The organism is Serratia sp. PL7 (genome assembly GCF_945957435.1).
In genome coordinates this window covers 77,282-98,965 of sequence record NZ_CAMFLB010000021.1, presented here as the reverse complement: position 1 = coordinate 98,965, position 21,684 = coordinate 77,282, and the positions used below count along the sequence as shown (strand labels likewise).

Here is a 21,684-nt window from a genome sequence, read left to right as displayed (position 1 = left end):
GGGGGAACCGTCATGACTCACGATAACAAACTCCAGGTTGAAGCGATCAAGTGCGGTACGGTGATCGACCATATTCCGGCGCAAATCGGCTTTAAGCTGCTCTCACTGTTCAAACTGACCGCCACCGATCAGCGCATCACCATCGGCCTGAACCTGCCCTCCAAAGAGCTGGGCCGCAAGGATTTGATCAAGATCGAGAACACCTTCCTGACCGAGCAGCAGGCCAACCAGCTGGCGATGTACGCGCCCAAGGCTACGGTCAACCGTATCGATAACTATGAAGTAGTGCGCAAGCTGACGCTCAGCCTGCCGGATCATATCGACGGCGTGCTGACCTGCCCGAACAGCAACTGCATCAGCCGCAGCGAGCCGGTGGCCTCCAGTTTCAGCGTCAAATCCCATGCAGGGGAAGTGCACCTGAAGTGCCGTTACTGCGAGAAAGAGTTCGATCATCAGGTGGTTCTACAGACCGACTAAAATCCTCCGTTTTACCAGGGTATGCCGCTGTTAATCTGGCGGGTACCCTTTATAATGGTGCGTCGTAGGGGCGCTGCATGCTGCGTCCATGTGAGTTTACGGCGGGTCGACTCGCCGTTTGAACAACAACAGGATATCAGGAGAAAAAATGTCACGTAATATCAGCACTGAACTCGCGCCAGCCGCCATTGGTCCTTACGTGCAGGGCGTTGACCTGGGCAGCATGATCATCACCTCCGGCCAGATCCCGGTCGATCCAAAAACCGGTGCCGTACCCGATGACGTTGCCGCTCAGGCTCGCCAGTCATTGGCAAACGTGAAGGCGATCGTGGAAGCCGCAGGCCTGAAAGTGGGCGACATCGTTAAAACCACCGTTTTCGTCAAAGATCTCAACGATTTCGCTACCGTTAACGCGGCCTACGAAGCATTCTTCACCGAGCACAACGCCTCGTTCCCAGCGCGTTCTTGCGTTGAAGTGGCACGTTTGCCAAAAGACGTGAAAATCGAGATCGAAGCCATCGCCGTTCGCCGTTAATCGGCAACCCGGTGCGATCGAATGCGGCCAGCCTTTGCTGGCCGTTTGTTTTTTCGTCATCATCAATCTGAAACATTCATCCGCAAAATCACTCTCGTTCAAAGCCACGGGTTAGATGGGTTCTACCAACTCGCCAAATGTTCTAGCTTGACCAAGGTGCATTCTCCCTCACCCCAACCCTCTCCCCAAGGAGAGGGAGCCAGTTCAGTGCTGTTGTCAGGTGTAGGAGTCAATCTGTGACATGTTCCGTCCTCTTCCCAAGGTGAGTCAGTGTTGTAGTCGAGTGCGGGAGTCAAATTGTGGCTCGTTTAGAGCTGTCGCTATCGTCGGGCACAAAGCCCAATCTGTGGCACGATAGGTCCCCTCTCCCTGTGGGAGAGGGTTAGGGTGAGGGGTCACTTCAGACGCGCAAATCCCGCTTCCAAATCGGCGATCAGGTCATCAATATTCTCAAAACCAATATGAACGCGCACTAACGTGCCGGTAAAGTCCACCTTGGCCGCCGGACGAATTTCGTTCAGTTCTTCCGGCTGGTTGGCCAGGATCAGCGATTCAAATCCCCCCCACGAATAGGCCATGCTGAAGTGTTCAAAATGGTCCAGATAGTGGGCAACCTGCTCGTTCGTCAACCGGGCTTTCAGCACAAAAGAGAATAACCCGCAGCTACCGCTGAAATCTCTCTGGAAGAACTCATGCCCTTTGCAAGAAGGCAGCGCCGGGTGGTTGACCCGCTCCACCTCTGGCCGTGCTGCCAACCATTCGGCAATGGCGATGCTGCTGATCTCATGTTGCTTGAGGCGGACACCCAGCGTTCTCAGGCCACGGCTGCCGTTATAGGCGGTATCCGCATCGGCCATTTGCCCCATCAGGTAGGAGTTTTCACGCAGTGGGTCCCAGCAACGGGCGTTCGACACCGCGGTACCCAGCATCGCGTCTGAATGGCCGATGATATATTTGGTTCCGGCCTGAATAGAGATATCCACGCCATAATCCAGTGCCTTGAACAGAATGCCCGCCGCCCAGGTGTTATCAATCATGATGACAATATCTGGGTTCACCGCCCGGGCAGCTTTCACCATTGCCGGTACGTCCTGGACTTCCATGGTGATCGAGCTTGGAGATTCAAGGAACAGCACTTTGGTATTGGGCTGGATCAGCTCGGCGATCCCGGCACCGATCAGCGGGTCGTAATAGGTGGTTGCCACGCCCAGCTTGCTCAGGATTTTGTTGCAGAAATCCTGCGTCGGCTCATAGGCGGCTCCGGTCATCAGGATATGGTCGCCACTGGCAACAAACGCCAGGATAGCATTGGTGACAGCCGCCGCCCCACAAGGGTAAAGCGAGCAGCCTACCCCGCCTTCCAGCTCGGCCATCGCGTCCTGGAATGAGAAATGCGTCAGGGTGCCGCGACGTCCGTAGAATAACTCCCCTTTGGCACGGTTGGCGGTGGCAAACTTTTTGGCCTTCACCGTATCGAAGGTTAAGGAAGAGGCGCGTTGGATCACCGGGTTGACCGATCCTTGGGTGAATCGAGGCTTACGGCCAGCGGTGACCAGGGCGGTTTCTATTTTTTTAGATGTCATAACAATTTGCCTGCTTTTATCGTTAATCAGGTGCGTAGGGCTATGCAGCAACCCTTACGCGATTTTTTCTGCTATATCCGTAATACCTGCGTTTTCAGAGACCGGCTGCGGCTTTTTGCCCGCAAAGCGCTCAACAATTTGTGCGGCATTGAGATCGTGTATGACGTTGATCAGCGTGGCCGGGGCGTCGGTTATGGTGCCCAGAACCACCAGCATCGGGATGGTTTCTAACGGCAGCCCCAGCGTGGTGACAATGAAAATCTCACCCAGGAAAGCCCCGCCGGGGACGCCACCCACGATAATCGCCGACAGCACGGAAATCAGCATCGTCAGGAAGAATGTCTCTATCGTGAAATCCAGCCCCAGCACCGCGAAAATAAACACGATCTTCAGGGCCGCAATCATCGCCACGCCGCCCTTATTCAGGTTTACCAGCAGTGGCAGGGAGATGTCCACGATTTCCGGATTGATCCCCATCGCTTTGGCAGCGCGGATATTGGCTGGCAAGGTGCCCAAAGAGGAACAGGTGCCCAGAGCGGTGGCCGAAGGCTCGATGGCGTTACGCCAGAAGGCACGTATCGCAGGCATGCCGCCGCCGATCCACGAGTAAAAAATGGAGCCAAAAACGTAGTACAGCAGCGTTGCAGCAAAGAACAGACCGATGGCTCTGGCAAAGGTGACCAGCAACTGTGAGTCTTGGCTGGCCATGGTGGAAGCAAAATAGCAGCCCAGCCCGATGGGTGCCCCCTTCATGATGATCGACACAATCTTCATGATGATGGTGTTGAGATCGTTGAGTGAGTTGGACACCCGCTTGCCCTGCTCACCCGACTGGCCGATAGCGATGCCGGCAATCACGGACATGATAATCAGCGCCAGGATGTTGGATTTCGACAGTAGCCCGACGAAGTCGTTGGTGGTCACCATGCTGACAAAATCCATACCTCCACCACCGGCATTAAACTTCTCCGCCAGTTCGATGGTGACCCCCTGCGCGGGGTTGAACAGCGTGGCCAAACCGACGATACCGGCCGCAGGTATCAGCGCCATCACAATGGAAACGGCAAAAATCACCCCCATGATGCGCCCGAGCTTTTTCAGGTCGGTCATGCTGGCGATCGAGGACATGACGCTGACACTGACCAACGGCACGATAATCATAAACAGCAGGTTAAGGAATATCTTACCGATTGCCTGTAATTTCAACGCAATATCGGGCGCGTAAATACCGACTATCCCCCCGAGCGTTAAGGCAAATAGCAGAATAAATGATGATTTGTAGGGTTCTAAACGTTTCCACATATTCAATTCCTTATTTTTATCTTTTTTGTTCATGTGACTTAAGTCACTTTTTTATTTTTTTCTACAGTAATATGTGACTTGTGTGAGACAGGTCACCCCTTGGTGTTTAGTTGTGATCCGGTACGGTACAGCGTATTCTGCTATTAATAATGGCATCTTGTTCGCAGCGATGTAATAGCGCATTCGTACCGTTTAATGAAATCACTCGTGAATTAAAGGAAAAAATGAGCAGCCCAGCGTCGTTAAAGCAACTGGAAGTTCTGGTCAAAATTGTGGAATGTGGTGGGCTGTCGGAGGCTGCCGCACACCTGAACGTCTCACCCTCGGCGGTCAGCAAGAGCTTGTCACAGCTAGAAAGTCAGTTGGGCACCACTTTAATCAAGAGAACCACGCGCAGCTTTACGCTCACCGAACCTGGCCAATACTTATACAATCGTGCAACGCAACTGTTGCTGGACTTTAATGAATCGCTCAACACCACCGCCGGTTACTATAATCACCCCAACGGTGAATTACGGATAACCTGCTCTATGGCTTTTGGTTATTCCCATTTGGCAACGTTGGCGAATCATTTTCGTGAGCGTTGCCCCGATGTTGATTTATATATTAACCTTAACGACAACTTTGTTAACCTTAATGAAACCAACTTTGATATCGCATTGCGCATTTCTTCGGAGCCGCCTATTAATTATGCAATGCGTAAATTAGCCACGGTTAATTGGGCCTATTGCGCCAGCCCGAAATATCTCGAGAATTACGGTACGCCGCATTCCATTCAGGATTTACCCCATCATCAGTGCCTGATTTACCCTGGCTTGACCCCGGTATTGAAAACCCTTGATGAACAGGGCGTCGCCCACCACTTGAAGACACGTACCCCGATCCAGGCCAACAGCAGCCTGGTACTGTTGAAATCAGTGCTGGAAAACCAAGGCATTGCCTATCTGCCCACTTATCTGTTGGGCGATTTGATTGAGCAAGGTGCCCTGGTTCCGCTGGCGCTGGACGACAAACTGACTCACCCGACCCACGGCCTGTATGCCCTGTATTTTCCCAGCAGCTACAGCAACCCCAAGGTGCGTGCCTTTATCGATTTCCTGCTGGAGCAACTACAGCCGGTGCCCATCTGGGATAGTTGGTTGGCGCAGTCTTAACCGCGCCATCCCTGCCCGGTTACCGCACCGCCACTGCGCGCAACAGCGTTTCCAGCGGGTACACCGCCGCAATCACCACTTCATCCCGGATCTGTGCTGCCGCGTCCAGCTGTTGCTGGGCCTGTTCCGCCTCGGCTTTACTCAAAGGCTTTCCTTGCTGATAACGTTCCAGCAGCATCAAGCCCAGATCGGCCAGCGCGCCGACATCCTGCGCCACCGGAGCCAAATCCTTCATCACCACGTTACCGGCTATCACCTGCTTCACCGGTGCACCGTTACGTTGCCAGCGTTGTAGCCGTTCACGGATCGCCTCCGCCGCCGCCCGATGGTTCTTGTCTTTGAGCAGCAACGCCACTTGCTGATCGAGATCGCGTACCGCCGCACTTTCCGGGGGAATGGCATCAGCAAAGCGGTTAAGTGGCTCAAATTGATGGTAATTACCTGCCTTGAACTTGAGGTGCTGACGGGTGTAATACTGCCCCGGCTCCACCGCTTCGGCCAAGATCTGCAATGGGGTGATATCTACGCTGTTAGCCAAACGGGTAAACTCACGCGCCGTTTCAGCATGCTGTTGCAGGCCAACAGACACCACCGACCAGGCATCTATCGCAGCCAGGCGTTGGTACATATTGTCCTCGTTGGTCACATCCTTGGCCGACCACATACGTTCCGCCACGGCAAAGGTTCTTGGCCACAGCTTGAGATCGAGCACCGGTGCGCGGATGTTTTCCGCCCAGAAGGCGGCTTCGCCCCCCAGAATATTGGCCTGATGCTGTTCATCCGGCACCACTGGCATCACACCCGCCGGGATCGCCGTCAATTTGCTGCCGCTGGTTGGATAGCGCACGTTGCCCACCAACGTGTAACCGCTCAGTTGATCCTGCTGCAGAGTAAATACCGGACGCGTGTCGCCCATCCAGGTATCAATGCGGAAGGTCACCTGTTCTGGCGTACGCCATTCGATGTCCCGCACCGCACGGCGTGATTTGTCTTTGAAATCGATAAAACCACGCCATCCCTGCTTGCCTTCGATCAGCGTAAAGGTGCCTTCCACCGGGCTCCCCTTGAAACGCGGCATGCTGAACTGCCAGCTCTGCGCCTGCTCCCCCGCCTGCACGTTGGTATCAACCCCCAGCGGCTGCGGCAGGATTTCATTGCGATAGTGATAGGCGGTGCTGTGCGGCTGATCGAGATAGAAACCGGTGGAAAGAATGCCTTGATAGCCATCCTGGGCGCTGGCCCCCAAAGAATCTGGCCCACGCCAGGATTGGATCACGATGTTGTGCGGCAAGGTCGGATGGTAAATCTCATCCCAACCCACCATACGGCGTTGATGCTTTTCGAGGATCTTTTCCAACTTCTGGTTGAAGAAAGCCTGTAGCGCATGGGCATCCGCCAGCTGGTTCTGCTGCATAAACGCCTGGATGGTTTTGGACTCTTTCCACTGCGTAGCGTCTACCTCATCCCCGCCGATATGCAAGTAGGGATCCGGGAAAATCGCCACCAGTTCACCGATGATGCTATCGACAAACTGATAAACCTGGTCGTTCGAAGGATCGAGTGTAGGCTTGTGGACGCCCCAATGACGTTCCATCTGATAAGGCCCCGGCCCGCTGAGCAGCTCTGGGTAGGCAACGGCAATGCTAGATGCATGGCCCGGCAGATCGATTTCTGGCACCACGCGGATACCCCGCGCCGTGGCGTAGGCGACCACCTGCTTCATCTGTTCACGGGTGTAGAAATGACCGTCACTGGCCAGTTGCTGTAGCTTTGGATAGTGTTCGGAAGCAAAGCGCCAGCCCTGATCGTCGGTCAGATGCCAGTGGAATACGTTGAGTTTGGCCGCCGCCATGCCATCAAGCTGGCGCAGAATATCCTCCACCGGCAGGAAATGACGCGCCGAATCCAGCAACACGCCTCGCCAAGGGAAACGCGGAACGTCGGTAATGTTCACCAACGGCATAACGGTGTTTTCGCCATCGGTCTGCACCAGTTGCAGCAGTGTTTCCATACCGCGTAATGCACCGAAGCGTGTGTTGGCCGTCAGCGTGGCACCCTGCGGAGTGACCTTGAGCTGGTAGCTTTCATCGCTGTCCGGTAGCGGCTGGGCTGCAACCTGATGTTTGATGATGATGTTGATCGTTGCCGCTTGGTTTTTCTCGTCCTGTGGGGCCAACGTCCAGCCGGTTTGGTGTTCCAGGCGATCGCGCCAGCGAGCCTGCGCTTCGCTCAAATCGTCCCCCTGAACGTTGAACGATAAGCGGTAATCCAGCACCAGCTTGCCTTGCGGCTGAGCTAACTCAACCTGCTGCGGCCAGGGCATCAGCGGCAGATCGCCAGCCGGTTGAGCCAGCGCATTCAGGGAAAATAACAGCGAAGAAGCCAGTAGCGTATAACTGAAGGGTTTGTGCATCGGAAATTCCTCAGAGGAAAAAATCAATCTAGCCAAGGAAGTAGATAAAGACTGAGCTGGGGAGAGATGTCCAACCGCAGGGGCAAAACGGTGCGATGGATCACAGATTGATTTGGCGGTGAGGAGATTTCTCTCCTCACCTCACCATCAGCAAATTTACTGCCAGCCATACCGGCGGACAAACCAGCCTTTCACACACTGGGTCAGCACCATGTAGCCAGCCAGGATCAGCACCAGCCATGGGAAGTAGCTCAGCGGCAACGCCTGCAACTGCAGGAAGCCCGCCAGCGGCGAGAAGGTCAGGCCGATACCGACGGCGATCACCGCCAACGTCATCACGCACAGCGGCCAAGATGGGCGGCTCTGGATAAACGGAATTTTGCGCGTACGGATCATATGGACGATCAGCGTCTGCGACAACAGCCCTTCCACAAACCAGCCAGACTGGAACAGCGTCTGCATTTCCGGCGTATTAGCCTTGAACACGTACCACATCAGGCAGAAGGTCAGCACATCGAAGATCGAGCTGATCGGCCCGAAGAACACCATAAAGCGCCCCAGATCGCCGGAGTTCCAACGCTGTGGCTTGGTGATCTGATCGTCATCAACGTTGTCGAACGGAATGGCAATCTGTGAAATATCGTACAGCAGGTTCTGGATCAACAGATGCAGCGGCAACATCGGCAGGAAAGGTAAAAAGGCGCTGGCGATCAGCACGCTAAAGACGTTACCGAAGTTGGAGCTGGCCGTCATCTTGATGTATTTCAGCATGTTGGCAAACGTACGGCGGCCTTCAATGACCCCCTGTTCCAGCACCAGCAGGCTTTTTTCCAACAGGATGATATCCGCCGCTTCCTTGGCGATATCCACCGCCGAGTCCACCGATATGCCGATATCCGCCGCGCGCAGCGCCGGGGCATCGTTGATACCGTCGCCCATAAAGCCCACCACGTGACCCTGCTTACGCAGCAGTTGGACGATGCGTTCTTTGTGCAGCGGCGTCAGCTTGGCAAACACCGTGGTACGCGCCGCCGCGGCGACCAGTGTGGCATCATCCATCAGTTCGATCTCGCTGCCACGCAGGATATGCTCCGCATCCAGCCCCACGTCCTTACACACCTTGGCGGCGACCAGCTCGTTGTCACCGGTGAGGATTTTGACGGTCACGCCATTCTTTTTCAGCGCAGCCAATGCCGGTGCGGTGCTCTCCTTCGGTGGATCGAGGAAGGCGATATAACCTTCGAGGATCAGATCCGACTCATCCGCCACGCCATACTCATGATCCGTCGCCGGCAGGATTTTGTTGGCCACAGCCACCACGCGCAGGCCTTGCTGGTTAAGCTCGTCGGTAACACGACGGATGCGCGCCAGCAGCGCTTCGCTGAGCGGGATCACCTCATCTTCCTGCCGCACGTGGCTACAGATCGACAGCATCTCTTCCAGTGCGCCCTTGCAGATCAGTTCGTGGTACTGCGCCTCTTTCGCTACCACCACTGACATGCGGCGGCGTTCGAAATCGAACGGGATCTCGTCCACTTTGCGGTAATGCTGCAACGCGTCCGGCTGTTGGCTTTCGTCGGCACAGGTCAGCACTGCCACATCCAGCAGATTTTTCAGCCCGGTCTGGTAGAAGCTGTTTAGCCAGGCATAGCGCAGCACCCGCTCGCTGTTGGCACCAAACACGTCGGTATGGCGCTCCAGCACAATTTTATCCTGGGTCAGCGTGCCGGTTTTATCGGTGCACAGAATATCCATCGCGCCAAAGTTCTGGATCGCGTCCAGACGTTTGACAATCACCTTCTGGCGCGACAGTTTGACCGCTCCTTTCGCCAAGGTAGAGGTGACGATCATCGGCAACATTTCCGGCGTCAGCCCCACTGCCACCGAGAGCGCAAACAGCGCCGCCTCCCACCAGTCGCCTTTGGTGAAGCCGTTAATCAGCAGCACGATCGGCGTCATCACCAACATGAAGCGGATCAACAACCAGCTCACTTTGCTGATCCCTGCCTGGAAGGCGTTGGGTTGCTCATCCTGGCTGGTCACCCGCTGCGCCAACTGGCCGAAGTAGGTTTCGCTGCCAGTGCCGATCACCATGGCCAGCGCGGTACCGCTGACGACGTTGGTCCCCATGAAACACAGGTTTTGACACTCCAACGGATCGCTCACCTGGCCACGGGGATCCGCCACTTTTTCTACCGGCAGCGATTCACCGGTCAGCGCTGCCTGGCTGATAAACAGATCTTTGGCAGAGAGCAACCGCAGATCCGCCGGGATCATATCCCCAGCCGATAGCTTGATGATATCGCCAGGCACCAGCTGTGAGATCGGCAGCTCGCTATGCTCGCTTTTACCGGTATGCGCGTCGCTGCGGTAGACCGTTGCGGTGTTGCTGACCATCGCCTTCAGCGCATCCGCCGCCTTGTTGGAGCGGGCTTCCTGAATAAAGTGCAGCAGCGTGGAGATCAGCACCATCAGCCCAATCACCAGCGCAGCAATCAGATCTTCGGTGGCATAGGAAATCAACCCCAGTACGGTCAACAGGAGGTTGAAGGGGTTGCTGTAGCAGTGCCACAAATGCTTCCACCAACTTTCGGCCAGCTGGTTTTCGATGGTGTTGCTGCCAAACTGGCCGCGTGCGGTTTCTGCTTCCTGCTCGGTGATGCCTTCCGGGTGGCTGTTGAAACGCTCATACAGCTGCATCGCGCTGGCGGCGGCACATTCCAGACGTTGTTGCGCCAAACCGGCAGGCAGCTCTTGCGCCGATCCACTGACGCTTTCCAACAGCGCATCACGCCGTACCAGGCGGCGTGGCAAATTACGGCTGAGCAGACCCAGCAGCCGACGGGGGATTTGTTTAAATTTCATCGTTCGCACCTCATTGCCCAGCGCCTCACGGCAGTGGGTGAACGGCGGATCGGCCCGCTGGCACGATTTTCGGACGCGCCAAAAATCCTCCGCCGGAGCAGATCACTGATTTTTAATCACAACAGAGGCGAACTATCGAACAAGTGCCGCTGCTTACCTAAACCGGTAAAACAGCAACGCAGAGCGGAGAGGTTTTACCGGGGAACCGAATGAGTAGTGTCGGGGCTCGGATCAGGATCCATTCAGGGATTTACCTCCGGTAAAGAAAAAGTGGGAACCGGCAAAGGCGGCCATTCCGTTTTGCAACACTATGGGCTGCGCACCAAGATCCGCGCGTTAAAATGCGCTATGGTAGCGAGCATAAGTGGGATGTTGTAAGTTTAAGCCTCATAACCTAAACGATAAGTAAACCATGCAAAACCGGCTGACAATCAAGGATATCGCCCGCCTGAGCGGGGTAGGCAAGTCTACCGTCTCACGCGTGATGAATAACGAAGGCAGCGTAAGCCCGCAAACCCGTGAACGGGTCGAAGCGGTGATCCGCAGCCAGGGTTTTACCCCGTCAAAATCGGCGCGCGCCATGCGTGGCCAGAGCGATAAAGTGGTCGCCATTATCGTTTCCCGCCTGGATTCCCCTTCGGAAAATCAGGCCGTGCGCACCATGCTGCCGCTGCTGTATCAGCAGGGGTTCGATCCGATCGTGATGGAAAGCCAGTTTGAAACCCGGCTGGTGGAGGAACACCTCAACGTACTGCGCCAGCGTAACGTCGACGGCGTGATCCTGTTCGGCTTTACAGGTCTGACTGCCGACATGCTCAAGCCGTGGCAGGAAAAGATGGTGGTGGTCGCCCGCGAATATCCGGGGATCTCCTCGGTTTGTTATGACGATGAAGGTGCCGTGCAGTTGCTGATGCAGCGCTTACGCAAGCAAGGCCACAGCCATATCAGCTACCTTGGCGTGCAGGAGTCCGATGCCACCACCGGGATGCGTCGCCATCAGGCCTATCTGGATACCTGCCGCGAGCAGAAAATCTCGCCGCTGGTGGCTCTGGGAGAACTGAGCTACCAGAGCGGTTTCCAACAGGCCGCCAACGTGATTGAACCGCAAACCACCGCGTTGGTCTGTGCCTCCGATACTATCGCACTAGGCGCGATGAAATACCTGCAACAGCAACAAATTACGCCAATCCAGGTGTGCGCCATCGGTAACACGCCGATGCTCAACTTCTTGTTCCCAGAGACGTTCTCCGTTGAATTGGGCTATGGCACCGCTGGGCAGCAGGCCGCCCTTCAGCTGCTAGGCCAGTTGAGTGGTGAACTGAGCATCCGCCAAATCATTATCCCCTGCAAACTTGCCTGACGGGCAAGCTCACTTCTGAACGGGGCAGCGTACGGCTGCCCCGTGTTGTAGCCGGAGTTCATTGTGACGCGACTTGAGGCTTTATTGTTCGTTTTGTGATCCTTACCGCAAGTTGGGAACGTTCCCATTTAATAAAAACGGCCTAGTGGCTAAGCTTAAAAACATCAATACCTCTAAGCCTCACTGATAACAAAGGTGCCATAATGAGCAAAGTTCAGCAGCAGGACATCGATCGCCTGATCGTGCTGGTGGGTGGCCGCGAGAATATCGCCACCGTCAGCCACTGCATTACCCGCCTGCGTTTCGTCCTTAACGATCCCGCCAAGGCCAAGCCAAAAGAGATTGAGCAGTTACGCATGGTCAAAGGCTGCTTCACCAACGCCGGGCAATTTCAGGTGGTGATCGGCCCCGAAGTCGGTGATTACTATCAGGCGTTAATCGCTGCCACCGGCATCAACGAAGCTGATAAAGAACAGGCCAAACTGGCCGCCCGCCAGAATATGACCTGGTTCGAACGCGGCATCTCCCACTTCGCCGAGATCTTCTTCCCGCTGCTGCCAGCCCTGATCAGCGGCGGTTTGATCCTGGGTTTCCGCAACGTGATCGGCGATATCCCGATGTCCGGCGGCCAAACGCTGGCTCAGATGCACCCAGCCTGGAAAACCATTTACGACTTCCTGTGGCTACTGGGCGAAGCCATCTTTATGTTCCTGCCGGTGGCCATCTGTTGGTCAACGGTGAAGAAGATGGGCGGTACCCCGGTGCTTGGCATCGTGATGGGGATCACCCTGGTCTCCCCGCAGCTGATGAACTCCTACCTGCTCGGCCAGCAAGTGCCGGAAGTATGGAACTTTGGCTGGTTCACCATTGAGAAAGTGGGCTATCAGGCACAGGTGATCCCGTCGATCCTCGCCGGTATGGCGCTGGGCTGGATCGAAACCCGTCTGAAAAAGATCGTGCCGGACTATCTGTATCTGGTGGTGGTGCCGGTGGTTTCTCTGCTGCTGGCCGTGTTCCTGGCACACACGCTGATCGGTCCGTTTGGCCGCATGATCGGCGATGGCGTAGCCTGGGCGGTGAAGTGGGTAATGACAGGTAGTTTCGCCCCGATCGGCGCGGCACTGTTTGGCTTCCTGTATGCACCGTTGGTGATCACCGGGGTGCATCAGACCACGCTGGCGATCGATATGCAGATGATCCAAAGCATGGGCGGCACCCCAGTCTGGCCACTGATTGCCCTGTCCAATATCGCGCAGGCCTCGGCGGTGCTGGGCATCATCATCGTCAGCCGCAAGGCCAACGAACGTGAGATTTCCGTACCGGCCGCTATCTCCGCCTATCTCGGCGTGACCGAGCCGGCCATGTACGGTATCAACCTGAAATATCGCTTCCCTATGCTGTGCGCGATGATCGGCTCCGCCTTCGCAGGCTTGATTTGTGGCCTGACCGGCGTGATGGCTAACGGCATCGGCGTGGGTGGCCTGCCGGGTATCCTGTCTATCCAACCGCAGTTCTGGCTGATCTACTCCGTAGCTATCCTGGTAGCCGTGGTGATCCCGCTGCTGCTGACCATGATGGTTTACAAACGCAAAGCCAGCCGCGGCGAGTTACTGGTTTAAACTGAAAGGTACTTTTTTATGAGCAATGTAATTCCCTGGTGGCAGAACGGCGTTATTTATCAAATCTATCCGAAGAGCTTCCAGGACAGCACCGGTAACGGCTATGGCGATCTGGCCGGGGTGACCCAACGGCTGGACTATTTGCAGGAGCTGGGTGTCGATGCCATTTGGCTAACGCCGGTCTATGTCTCACCCCAGGTCGATAATGGTTACGACGTCGCCGATTACTGCGCCATCGATCCGGCTTACGGCACCATGGCCGACTTCGAACACCTGGTGGCGCAGGCCCACCAGCGCAGTATCCGTATCGTGATGGATATGGTGTTTAACCACACCTCCACCGAGCACCCGTGGTTTAAGGCCGCGCAGGATCCTGCCAGCCCACTACGCCAGTTCTACATCTGGCGCGATGGCGAAGGTGATGCCCTGCCCAACAACTGGCGTTCCAAGTTTGGCGGCAACGCCTGGCAATGGCACGCCGACAGCGGCCAATACTACCTGCACCTGTTTGCTACCGAGCAGGCCGACCTGAACTGGGAACACCCGCCGGTGCGCGAAGAGCTGAAGAAAGTGTGCCAGTTCTGGGCAGACAAAGGCGTGGATGGGCTGCGTCTTGACGTAATCAACCTGGTGTCCAAGCAGCAGGACTTCCCAAGCGATAGCCAGGGCGATGGCCGCCGTTTCTACACCGACGGCCCGCGCATTCACGAGTTTTTGCAGGAGATGAGCCGCGACGTGTTCCAGCCACGCGGCCTGATGACCGTGGGCGAGATGTCTTCAACTTCCCTGGAGCACTGCCAACAGTATGCGGCGCAAAGCGGTGCCGAACTGTCGATGACCTTCAACTTCCACCACCTGAAAGTCGACTATGCCAACGGGCAGAAATGGACGTTGGCCGCGCCGGATTACGTCGAACTGAAGCAGATTTTCCACCACTGGCAGCAAGGCATGCATAACCGCGCCTGGAACGCGCTGTTCTGGTGTAATCACGACCAGCCGCGCATCGTTTCGCGCTTTGGCGACGAGGGCGAGCTGCGAGTCACCGCTGCCAAGATGCTGGCGATTGTGCTGCACGGTATGCAGGGCACGCCGTATATCTATCAGGGTGAAGAGATCGGCATGACCAATCCGGGCTTCCAGCAGATCGAAAGCTATCGCGATGTGGAAAGCCTGAATATGTACGCCGAACTGCAGGCTCAGGGAAGAAACGAAGACGAACTGTTGGCTATTCTGGCCAGCAAATCACGGGACAATGGTCGTACGCCGATGCAGTGGGACGCAACAACCCACGCAGGCTTCACCACCGGTACGCCTTGGATCGCCTGTGCAGAGAACTACCCGCAGATTAATGCCACGGCGGCATTGGCCGATCGGGATTCGGTGTTTTACGCTTATCGCCATCTGATCGCCCTGCGCAAGCAGTATCCGCTGCTGACTCACGGTGACTATCAGGATCTGGCCCCGGCTCACCCGGCATTGTGGTGCTATCAACGTAGCTGGAATGGGCAACGGTTGCTGGTCGTTGCGAACCTGAGCCGCGAACCGTTGGCATGGGATGCCGCAGGCGTTGAATTTTCTGAACTGTGGCGCCCACTGATCAGCAACTATATGGATGCTGTAGAGCAGCCACGGGCCGGAGTTTTGCGGCCTTTCGAGGCGAGTTGGTGGCTGCTGGAGTCCTGATTGGTCGACGGGAGTTGTTTGCTACAATCCATACATAATTGTTTTAAAAACAATGATTTTGTATGGTTAAAACAATGAAATTGGCGCTGGGAATACTTCCTCTGTTACTCAGCGCCTGCCAGCCAGCGCCAGGCAGGGGCCAAAACACAGCGGATCTCACCGCGACGCTCTGCCGTTGAATCATATATTTAACACCAAGTAACTGACCTTTATTATTCCCCGTATAAATAAGTCACCCAGTACAATTATTCTTGCTTTCACTTAACTTCCTTAAATTTCTTCCTGAATCATTACTACGCTATTTCAGACACAAAAAGATCTGCATCCAAGATCAAAATGTGAAGGATATCCCAAATCGTAAATAGATTTATTTCACGCTGTAAAAAAAACATGCAATAATAGGAAAAAATTAGGTTAAAAAAATAACTACATAATAAATATAACAATTTTAATTAAATCACCAGACTGATTTTTTCCATCTGCCTTTTTACCTCTCGTGAAATGGAGCACTTTTATGACCATCAAAAGGAAGTCGATATTTATAGTCAGTGGTTTATTAGCCGCCGGATTGACCGGCTGTGACAATAATGACACCAAGATTACTCCGAGCAATCAGGCGGAGCTGGAGAGCAGAAATATTCCCACGCTTACCGTCGACGGGCTGAAATTTAAAGATCTGAATAAAAACGGCCAGCTAGACCCTTATGAAGACTGGCGTCTTGATAGCGCCACCCGCGCCCGCGACCTGACCGCCCGCATGAACGTGGAAGAAAAAGCCGGTGCCATGATGCACGGCACCATCGGCCTCAATGGTGCTGGCCGCGTCGATATCAGCGCCGCCGAAGAAGATGTTAACCAGCGCTTCGTCAACACCTTCATTACCCGTATGGCGGGCGATCCACAGCATATATCCGCCGATAACAATGCGCTGCAGGAAATGGCCGAGAAGTCTCGCCTCGGTATCCCGGTGACCATCAGTACCGACCCGCGCAACCACTTCGTTAACGATCCTAATGCCACCAGCGTCGCGGCAGGCAGCTTCTCACAATGGCCAGAACCGCTCGGCCTGGCGGCAATCGATGATACGGCACTGTCCAAAACCTTTGGTGATATTGCCCGTCAGGAGTACCGGGCCGTTGGCATCCATATGGCGTTATCACCGCAGGCCGACCTTGCCACCGAACCGCGCTGGGGCCGTATCAACGGTACCTTCGGCGAGGATAACCAGCTCGCCAAACGCCAGGTGCAAGCTTATATCGAAGGCTTCCAGCACGGTGATAAAGGCTTGACCCAAGACAGCGTCATCACCGTGGTAAAACACTTTGCCGGTGGCGGTCCACAGCTTGGCGGGTTGGATCCACACAACATCTTTGGCAAAGAGCAGGTTTACCCAGGCGAGAATCTGGAATACCACCTGGTACCGTTCGAAGGGGCGTTTGCCGCCAATGTGGCCTCGGTGATGCCCTATTACGGCCAACCGATCAACCTGTGGTACAAGGATCAGCTGATTGAAGAAGTAGGCTTTGGCTTTAATAAGCAGGTGTTGACCGAGATGCTGCGTGGCCGCTTTGGCTTCACCGGTGTAGTGCTGAGTGACTGGGGCATCCTGGAAAGCTGCGAAGGTAAATGCGCCACCGGTATCAGCGATGCCGACATCGCCGCTGGAGTCTCGCCTTGGGCTGCCGGGATCGGCATGTCGTGGGGCGTTGAGAACCTCACCCGCCAGGAACGTGTAGTGAAAGCGGTGGAAGCCGGGATCGATCAGTTCGGTGGTACCAGCGATCCCAGCGATCTGATAGAAGCCATCAACCAGCAACAGCTGCCGATCGCCACCATCGACGCTTCCGTCACACGTATTTTGCAGCAAAAGTTTGAGCTAGGGCTGTTTGAGAAACCTTACGTGGACGAAGCCAAAGCGGTGAAAATTGTCGGTAACGCGGAGTTCCAGCAGAAAGGGGATAATGCACAGCGCCGTGCGCAGATCCTGTTGCAGAATAATAATTCCCTGTTGCCATTGGCGCTGAGCGGCAAGAAGGTGTTCCTGCATAACGTCAACGCTACCGTGGCGGCACGCTATGGGTTGGAAGTCGTCGCTACGCCGGAGGAGGCGGAGATCGCCATCCTGCGAGTAGATACACCGCATCAGAACGATCCGCACTACCCGTTTGGCGTTTCGGTCAACTTCGGCCAACTGGGCTTTGACGATGCCGATACCGTGGTGCTGGATCAGAAAGCTGGCACTTACAGCGGCAGTGAAGACTATCAGTTGATCAAACAGGTGAAGGCGCTCAACATTCCAACGGTGATTTCCGTTTACCTCGATCGCCCGGCGATCCTGACCAACATCGTGGATAAAACCGACGTATTGCTGGCCAACTTCGGCGCATCCGATGAGGCGGTGCTGGATGTGATCACCGGCAAGAGCAAGGCTCAGGGTAAGTTACCGTTTGAGCTGCCATCCAGTTGGCAGGCGGTGCTAGATCAGAAAGAGGACGTGCCGCACGATTCTGTCGATCCGCTGTTCCCAATCGGCGCAGGTATTCTGTAATACGGCCCCTCAACCCAACCCTCTCCCAAAGGGAGAGGGAGTAGCCCGAGCTAGTCATCAAGCGGTTGCCACACTTACCACCGAGCAGCAAACTTCGGTGTTAAGTGTTCACGATGTCCCCGAACTTAAAAACTCTGTACCAGTTTCACTACCTTCGTCGCTTCCTGTGCCAACACTTCATCACTCATATCAAATACGCCCTGCACCAGGTGTGGCGGCAGGTAATCCATGCCGGTCAGGTTAGCAACGGCGTTAAATGGCCGCAGCAGGTCGGCCACCGGATAGCGGTTATACCCTGCCGGTGAATAGGCCTGCGCATTGCCCCCGGTGCTGACCACCAGTTGCAAAGGCTTACCTTGCAGTTGGGTACCTTCGCTGCCATAGGCGAAACCGTGGGTTAATACCGCATCCTGCCATTCGCTGAGGATCGCCGGTGAGCTGTACCAATAGAACGGAAACAGCATCACCACCACATCGTGCGCCTGCAACAGTTCCTGCTCGCGGGCCACATCAATCTGGTAGTCAGGGTAAACGCGCATCAGTTCATGCACGGTGACGTTAGGTAAAGGACGCAGCGCCTCGATCAGCGCCTTATTGATACGGGAGTCGTCAGGGAAACGGTGAGCGGCCAACACTAAAATACGCGACATGGGGAAATCCTTGTGTATCGAAAGTAAGCCATTTTTTCATTTCCTGCGTTTCCGGTGTAGTCTGTAAACAGTCACATTAACTTCAACCTAAAGTATCAACCACTATGTCGCTGCCGATTGACGTGCACCGCCTGTTACCGGCGTTTCTCAGCGCCGCTCAGACACAAAACTTCTCCGCCGCTGCGCGCCAGCTGGGCGTGACCCCGGCAGCGATCAGCAAAAATATCCGCGTGCTGGAAGAGAAGCTGGCGCTGCGGCTGTTCCAACGCAACACCCACAGCGTGGTACTGACTGACGAAGGCAAAGCCCTGCTGGAGCAGGTGGCACCGCTATGGCAAGCGCTGACCGCCACGCTGGAGCTGGCCGGGGGCGCACAACTCCCTCCTGCCGGTAGCGTTCGCGTCAGCATGATCCCAGGCTTTGGCCGCCAGGTACTGATGCCGCTGATCCCTGAGTTTTTACAACGCTACCCGATGATCGATCTGGATCTGTCGCTGGATGCCCAGGTGGTGAATCTCGTCGGTGAAGGTTTTGACGTGGGCATTGGCAGCCAGGTCGATCCCGATAGCCGGCTGGTGGCACGCCCGCTCTACCCGATGCAGATGCTACTGGTCGCCGCCCCCGGTTACCTTGCCCAACATGGCACACCGCAGGTGCCGGAAGATCTGCTGCAACATAGCTGCCTGCTGCACCGCAATCCTGCCACCGGGCGAAATGTAAAATGGCCACTGGCACACAAAACGCTGGATCTGCATGGCCGCCTGACTGCCAGCAGCCCGGAGATGTTGCTAGATTCCGCGCTGGCCGGGCTGGGCATAGCTTGCCTGTCGCGCTGGTATGTGGAACAACATTTTGCCCAGGGAACCTTACTGCCAGTGCTGCAAGATCACTGGCCAAAACCCACGCAAATCTGGCTCTACTATGCCTCGGCAGATCTGCCACCACGGGTGCGCGTCTGGGTCGATTTTTTACTGGCGCATTTTCGCCGCTAATCGACATGATGCGATCGCAATCACGCTTTAACGATCTTTCGGATAATCGGCATTTTCCATTCAAGCCGCTGATAGCAAGGGTTACAAATATTCCTGTAACGGGTAACTGTACAGGGTTCAAACTGCTCCCCCCATTCTTTGACCCACGTCAAAAAAAGCGGCACCACACCCATATATAGTGCCCATAGAGATTCAATCAACTATATGTAGTAGTTATCCACAATATCATCCACACCCTCCGCAGCCCTTGCGCCCTGCGGTTTTGCCCTGTGGATAAGCCGACGCTCCCCCATGGGGACAGGAGTTACAACGTGAAACCAGTAGTGATTAAACGGGACGGTTGCCAGGTATCTTTTGACGAGATGCTGATCAAGCAGGCCATCGAGCGGGCCGCTTTGGCCGCTGACGTTGTCGATGCCGACTACTGTGCTACCGTCGCCCGCGTGGTCGCTCAACAGATGGAAAACCGACCGCGTGTCGACATCCACGAAATCCAGCAGGCGGTAGAAAACCAGCTGATGTCTGGCCCGTATAAGCAACTGGCACGTACCTACATCGAATATCGCCACGATCGCGACGTCTCGCGTGAGCTGCGCGGACGGTTGAATCAGGAAATTCGTGGTCTGGTGGAACAAAGCAACGTCGCGCTGCTCAATGAGAACGCCAATAAAGACAGCAAGGTGATCCCTACCCAGCGCGATCTGCTGGCCGGTATCGTTGCCAAGCACTACGCCAAACAGCATATCCTGCCGCGCGACGTGGTGTTGGCGCATGAGCGCGGCGAAATCCACTATCACGATCTCGACTACTCACCGTTCTTCCCGATGTTCAACTGTATGCTGATCGACCTGAAAGGCATGCTGACCAACGGCTTCAAGATGGGTAACGCCGAGATCGAGCCGCCGAAGTCGATCTCCACCGCCACTGCCGTGACCGCGCAAATCATCGCCCAGGTCGCCAGCCACATTTATGGCGGCACCACCATCAACCGCATCGATGAGATCCTGGCCCCCTTCGTTACCGAGAGCTTCCACAAGCATCAGCAGGTAGCGCAGCAGTGGCAGATCCCGGACGTGGCTGGCTATGCGATGACCCGCACCGAGAAAGAGTGCTACGACGCCTTCCAGTCTCTGGAATACGAAGTCAATACCCTGCACACCGCCAACGGCCAGACGCCGTTTGTCACCTTCGGTTTCGGCCTGGGCACCAGTTGGGAATCGCGCATGATCCAGCAGTCGATCCTGAAAAATCGTATCGCCGGGCTGGGTAAAAACCGTAAAACCGCCGTGTTCCCGAAACTGGTCTTCGCTATCCGCGACGGCCTGAATCACAAATTTGGTGACGCCAACTACGACATCAAGCAGCTGGCGTTGGAATGTGCCAGCAAACGCATGTATCCGGACATTCTCAATTACGATCAGGTGGTCAAGGTCACCGGTTCGTTTAAAACGCCGATGGGTTGCCGCAGCTTCCTTGGCACCTATGAAGAGAACGGCGAGCAAATCCACGATGGCCGCAACAATATTGGCGTGATCAGCCTGAACCTGCCGCGTATTGCTCTGGAAGCTCAGGGTAACGAAGAGCGCTTCTGGCAGTTGCTGGATGAGCGTTTACTGCTGGCCAAGAAAGCCCTGATGACCCGCATTGCCCGCCTGGAAGGCATCAAGGCCCGCGTGGCACCGATCCTGTATATGGAAGGAGCCTGCGGCGTAAGGTTGAAGGCCGACGACAATATCGCGGAGATCTTCAAGAACGGCCGCGCCTCGATTTCGCTGGGCTACATCGGCGTGCATGAAACCATCAATGCACTGTTTGGCGCAGAAAAACACGTGTACGACGACGAGCAACTGCGCGCCAAAGCTATCGCCATCGTTGAGCGCCTGAAAAACGCCACCGAAAGCTGGAAAGAAGAAACTGGCTACGGTTTCAGCCTGTACAGCACGCCAAGTGAGAACCTGTGCGATCGCTTCTGCCGCCTGGATACCAGCGAGTTTGGCGTAGTCGCTGGGGTGACAGACAAAGGTTATTACACCAACAGTTTCCACCTCGACGTGGAGAAAAAGGTTAACCCGTACGACAAGCTGGACTTCGAGGCACCGTATCCACCTTTGGCCAACGGCGGTTTCATCTGTTACGGCGAATACCCGAACCTGCAGCACAACCTGAAGGCGCTGGAAGACGTGTGGGATTACAGCTACACCCGCGTGCCTTATTACGGCACCAACACGCCGATCGATGAATGCTACGAGTGTGGCTACACCGGTGAGTTCTCCTGCACCAGCAAGGGCTTCACCTGCCCGAAATGTGGCAACCATGATTCGGCAAAAGTGTCGGTGACCCGCCGCGTGTGTGGTTATCTGGGCAGCCCGGATGCCCGGCCGTTCAACGCCGGTAAGCAGGAAGAGGTGAAACGCCGGGTGAAACACCTGGGCAATGGGCAGATCGGCTAACTATCGCGAATGCCCCCTCACCCTAACCCTCTCCCACAGGGAGAGGGGACCGA

General features: G+C 55.6%; 14 protein-coding genes. 9 read left to right on the top strand and 5 right to left on the bottom strand.

The features are described 5' to 3' along the window. The first annotated feature begins 12 nt into the window (after positions 1-12). Both pyrI and ridA read left to right on the top strand, forming a co-directional pair. The gene (gene pyrI, locus N6G83_RS42270; protein ID WP_021807800.1) at positions 13-477 is read left to right on the top strand and encodes an aspartate carbamoyltransferase regulatory subunit; all 465 of its coding nucleotides are present in this window, start codon (positions 13-15) and stop codon (positions 475-477) included. A 148-nt stretch (positions 478-625) separates the two neighbouring features. After that, on the top strand, positions 626-1,012 hold the full coding sequence (gene ridA / locus N6G83_RS42265) for a 2-iminobutanoate/2-iminopropanoate deaminase (RefSeq protein ID WP_021179099.1): 387 nt from the start codon (positions 626-628) through the stop codon (positions 1,010-1,012). 395 nt (positions 1,013-1,407) lie between these two features. Here the strand turns inward: ridA and metC are convergent, their stop codons facing one another. Continuing rightward, positions 1,408-2,595, bottom strand: coding sequence for a cystathionine beta-lyase (gene metC, locus N6G83_RS42260; RefSeq protein WP_199062502.1), 1,188 nt, complete (start codon positions 2,593-2,595; stop codon positions 1,408-1,410). A gap of 54 nt (positions 2,596-2,649) precedes the next feature. Continuing rightward, positions 2,650-3,897: a dicarboxylate/amino acid:cation symporter gene (locus N6G83_RS42255; RefSeq protein ID WP_024529424.1), complete on the bottom strand. Its 1,248-nt coding sequence runs from the start codon at positions 3,895-3,897 to the stop codon at positions 2,650-2,652. A 224-nt stretch (positions 3,898-4,121) separates the two neighbouring features. Between N6G83_RS42255 and N6G83_RS42250 the strand changes: the two genes are divergently transcribed. Then, positions 4,122-5,051, top strand: a complete 930-nt coding sequence (locus tag N6G83_RS42250; protein WP_211134717.1) for a LysR family transcriptional regulator — start codon at positions 4,122-4,124, stop codon at positions 5,049-5,051. A 19-nt stretch (positions 5,052-5,070) separates the two neighbouring features. On the opposite strand, the gene N6G83_RS42245 is transcribed toward N6G83_RS42250, so the two are convergent. Both N6G83_RS42245 and mgtA read right to left on the bottom strand, forming a co-directional pair. After that, positions 5,071-7,464 carry a beta-N-acetylhexosaminidase gene (locus N6G83_RS42245; RefSeq protein WP_260524160.1) on the bottom strand — a complete coding sequence of 798 codons (2,394 nt, stop codon included), beginning with the start codon at positions 7,462-7,464 and terminating at the stop codon, positions 5,071-5,073. A gap of 156 nt (positions 7,465-7,620) precedes the next feature. Continuing rightward, on the bottom strand, positions 7,621-10,329 hold the full coding sequence (mgtA, locus tag N6G83_RS42240) for a magnesium-translocating P-type ATPase (RefSeq protein WP_260524159.1): 2,709 nt from the start codon (positions 10,327-10,329) through the stop codon (positions 7,621-7,623). Between the two features lie 412 nt (positions 10,330-10,741). Between mgtA and treR the strand changes: the two genes are divergently transcribed. The 4 genes from treR to N6G83_RS42220 all read left to right on the top strand — a co-directional run bounded on the left by treR (position 10,742) and on the right by N6G83_RS42220 (position 17,539). Then, positions 10,742-11,689 (top strand): trehalose operon repressor TreR, encoded by a 948-nt coding sequence (gene treR / locus N6G83_RS42235; RefSeq protein ID WP_024529428.1) that lies wholly within the window; start codon positions 10,742-10,744, stop codon positions 11,687-11,689. 203 nt (positions 11,690-11,892) lie between these two features. Next, a complete protein-coding gene (gene treB, locus N6G83_RS42230) occupies positions 11,893-13,308 on the top strand; it encodes a PTS trehalose transporter subunit IIBC (RefSeq protein WP_211136510.1) in 1,416 nt (471 codons plus the stop codon). Between the two features lie 18 nt (positions 13,309-13,326). Then, positions 13,327-14,991, top strand: a complete 1,665-nt coding sequence (gene treC / locus N6G83_RS42225) for an alpha,alpha-phosphotrehalase (protein ID WP_211136509.1) — start codon at positions 13,327-13,329, stop codon at positions 14,989-14,991. 514 nt (positions 14,992-15,505) lie between these two features. After that, positions 15,506-17,539, top strand: a complete 2,034-nt coding sequence (locus N6G83_RS42220) for a glycoside hydrolase family 3 protein (protein ID WP_211136508.1) — start codon at positions 15,506-15,508, stop codon at positions 17,537-17,539. A 125-nt stretch (positions 17,540-17,664) separates the two neighbouring features. Here N6G83_RS42220 and N6G83_RS42215 read toward each other — a convergent pair whose 3' ends face one another. Next, positions 17,665-18,189 (bottom strand): NAD(P)H-dependent oxidoreductase, encoded by a 525-nt coding sequence (locus tag N6G83_RS42215; RefSeq protein ID WP_024529432.1) that lies wholly within the window; start codon positions 18,187-18,189, stop codon positions 17,665-17,667. A gap of 104 nt (positions 18,190-18,293) precedes the next feature. Here N6G83_RS42215 and N6G83_RS42210 point away from each other — a divergent pair, with 104 nt between their 5' ends. Both N6G83_RS42210 and nrdD read left to right on the top strand, forming a co-directional pair. Beyond that, positions 18,294-19,181 (top strand): LysR family transcriptional regulator, encoded by an 888-nt coding sequence (locus N6G83_RS42210; protein ID WP_211136507.1) that lies wholly within the window; start codon positions 18,294-18,296, stop codon positions 19,179-19,181. Between the two features lie 311 nt (positions 19,182-19,492). Next, positions 19,493-21,631 (top strand): anaerobic ribonucleoside-triphosphate reductase, encoded by a 2,139-nt coding sequence (gene nrdD, locus N6G83_RS42205; RefSeq protein ID WP_024529434.1) that lies wholly within the window; start codon positions 19,493-19,495, stop codon positions 21,629-21,631. The last annotated feature ends 53 nt before the right edge of the window (positions 21,632-21,684 follow it).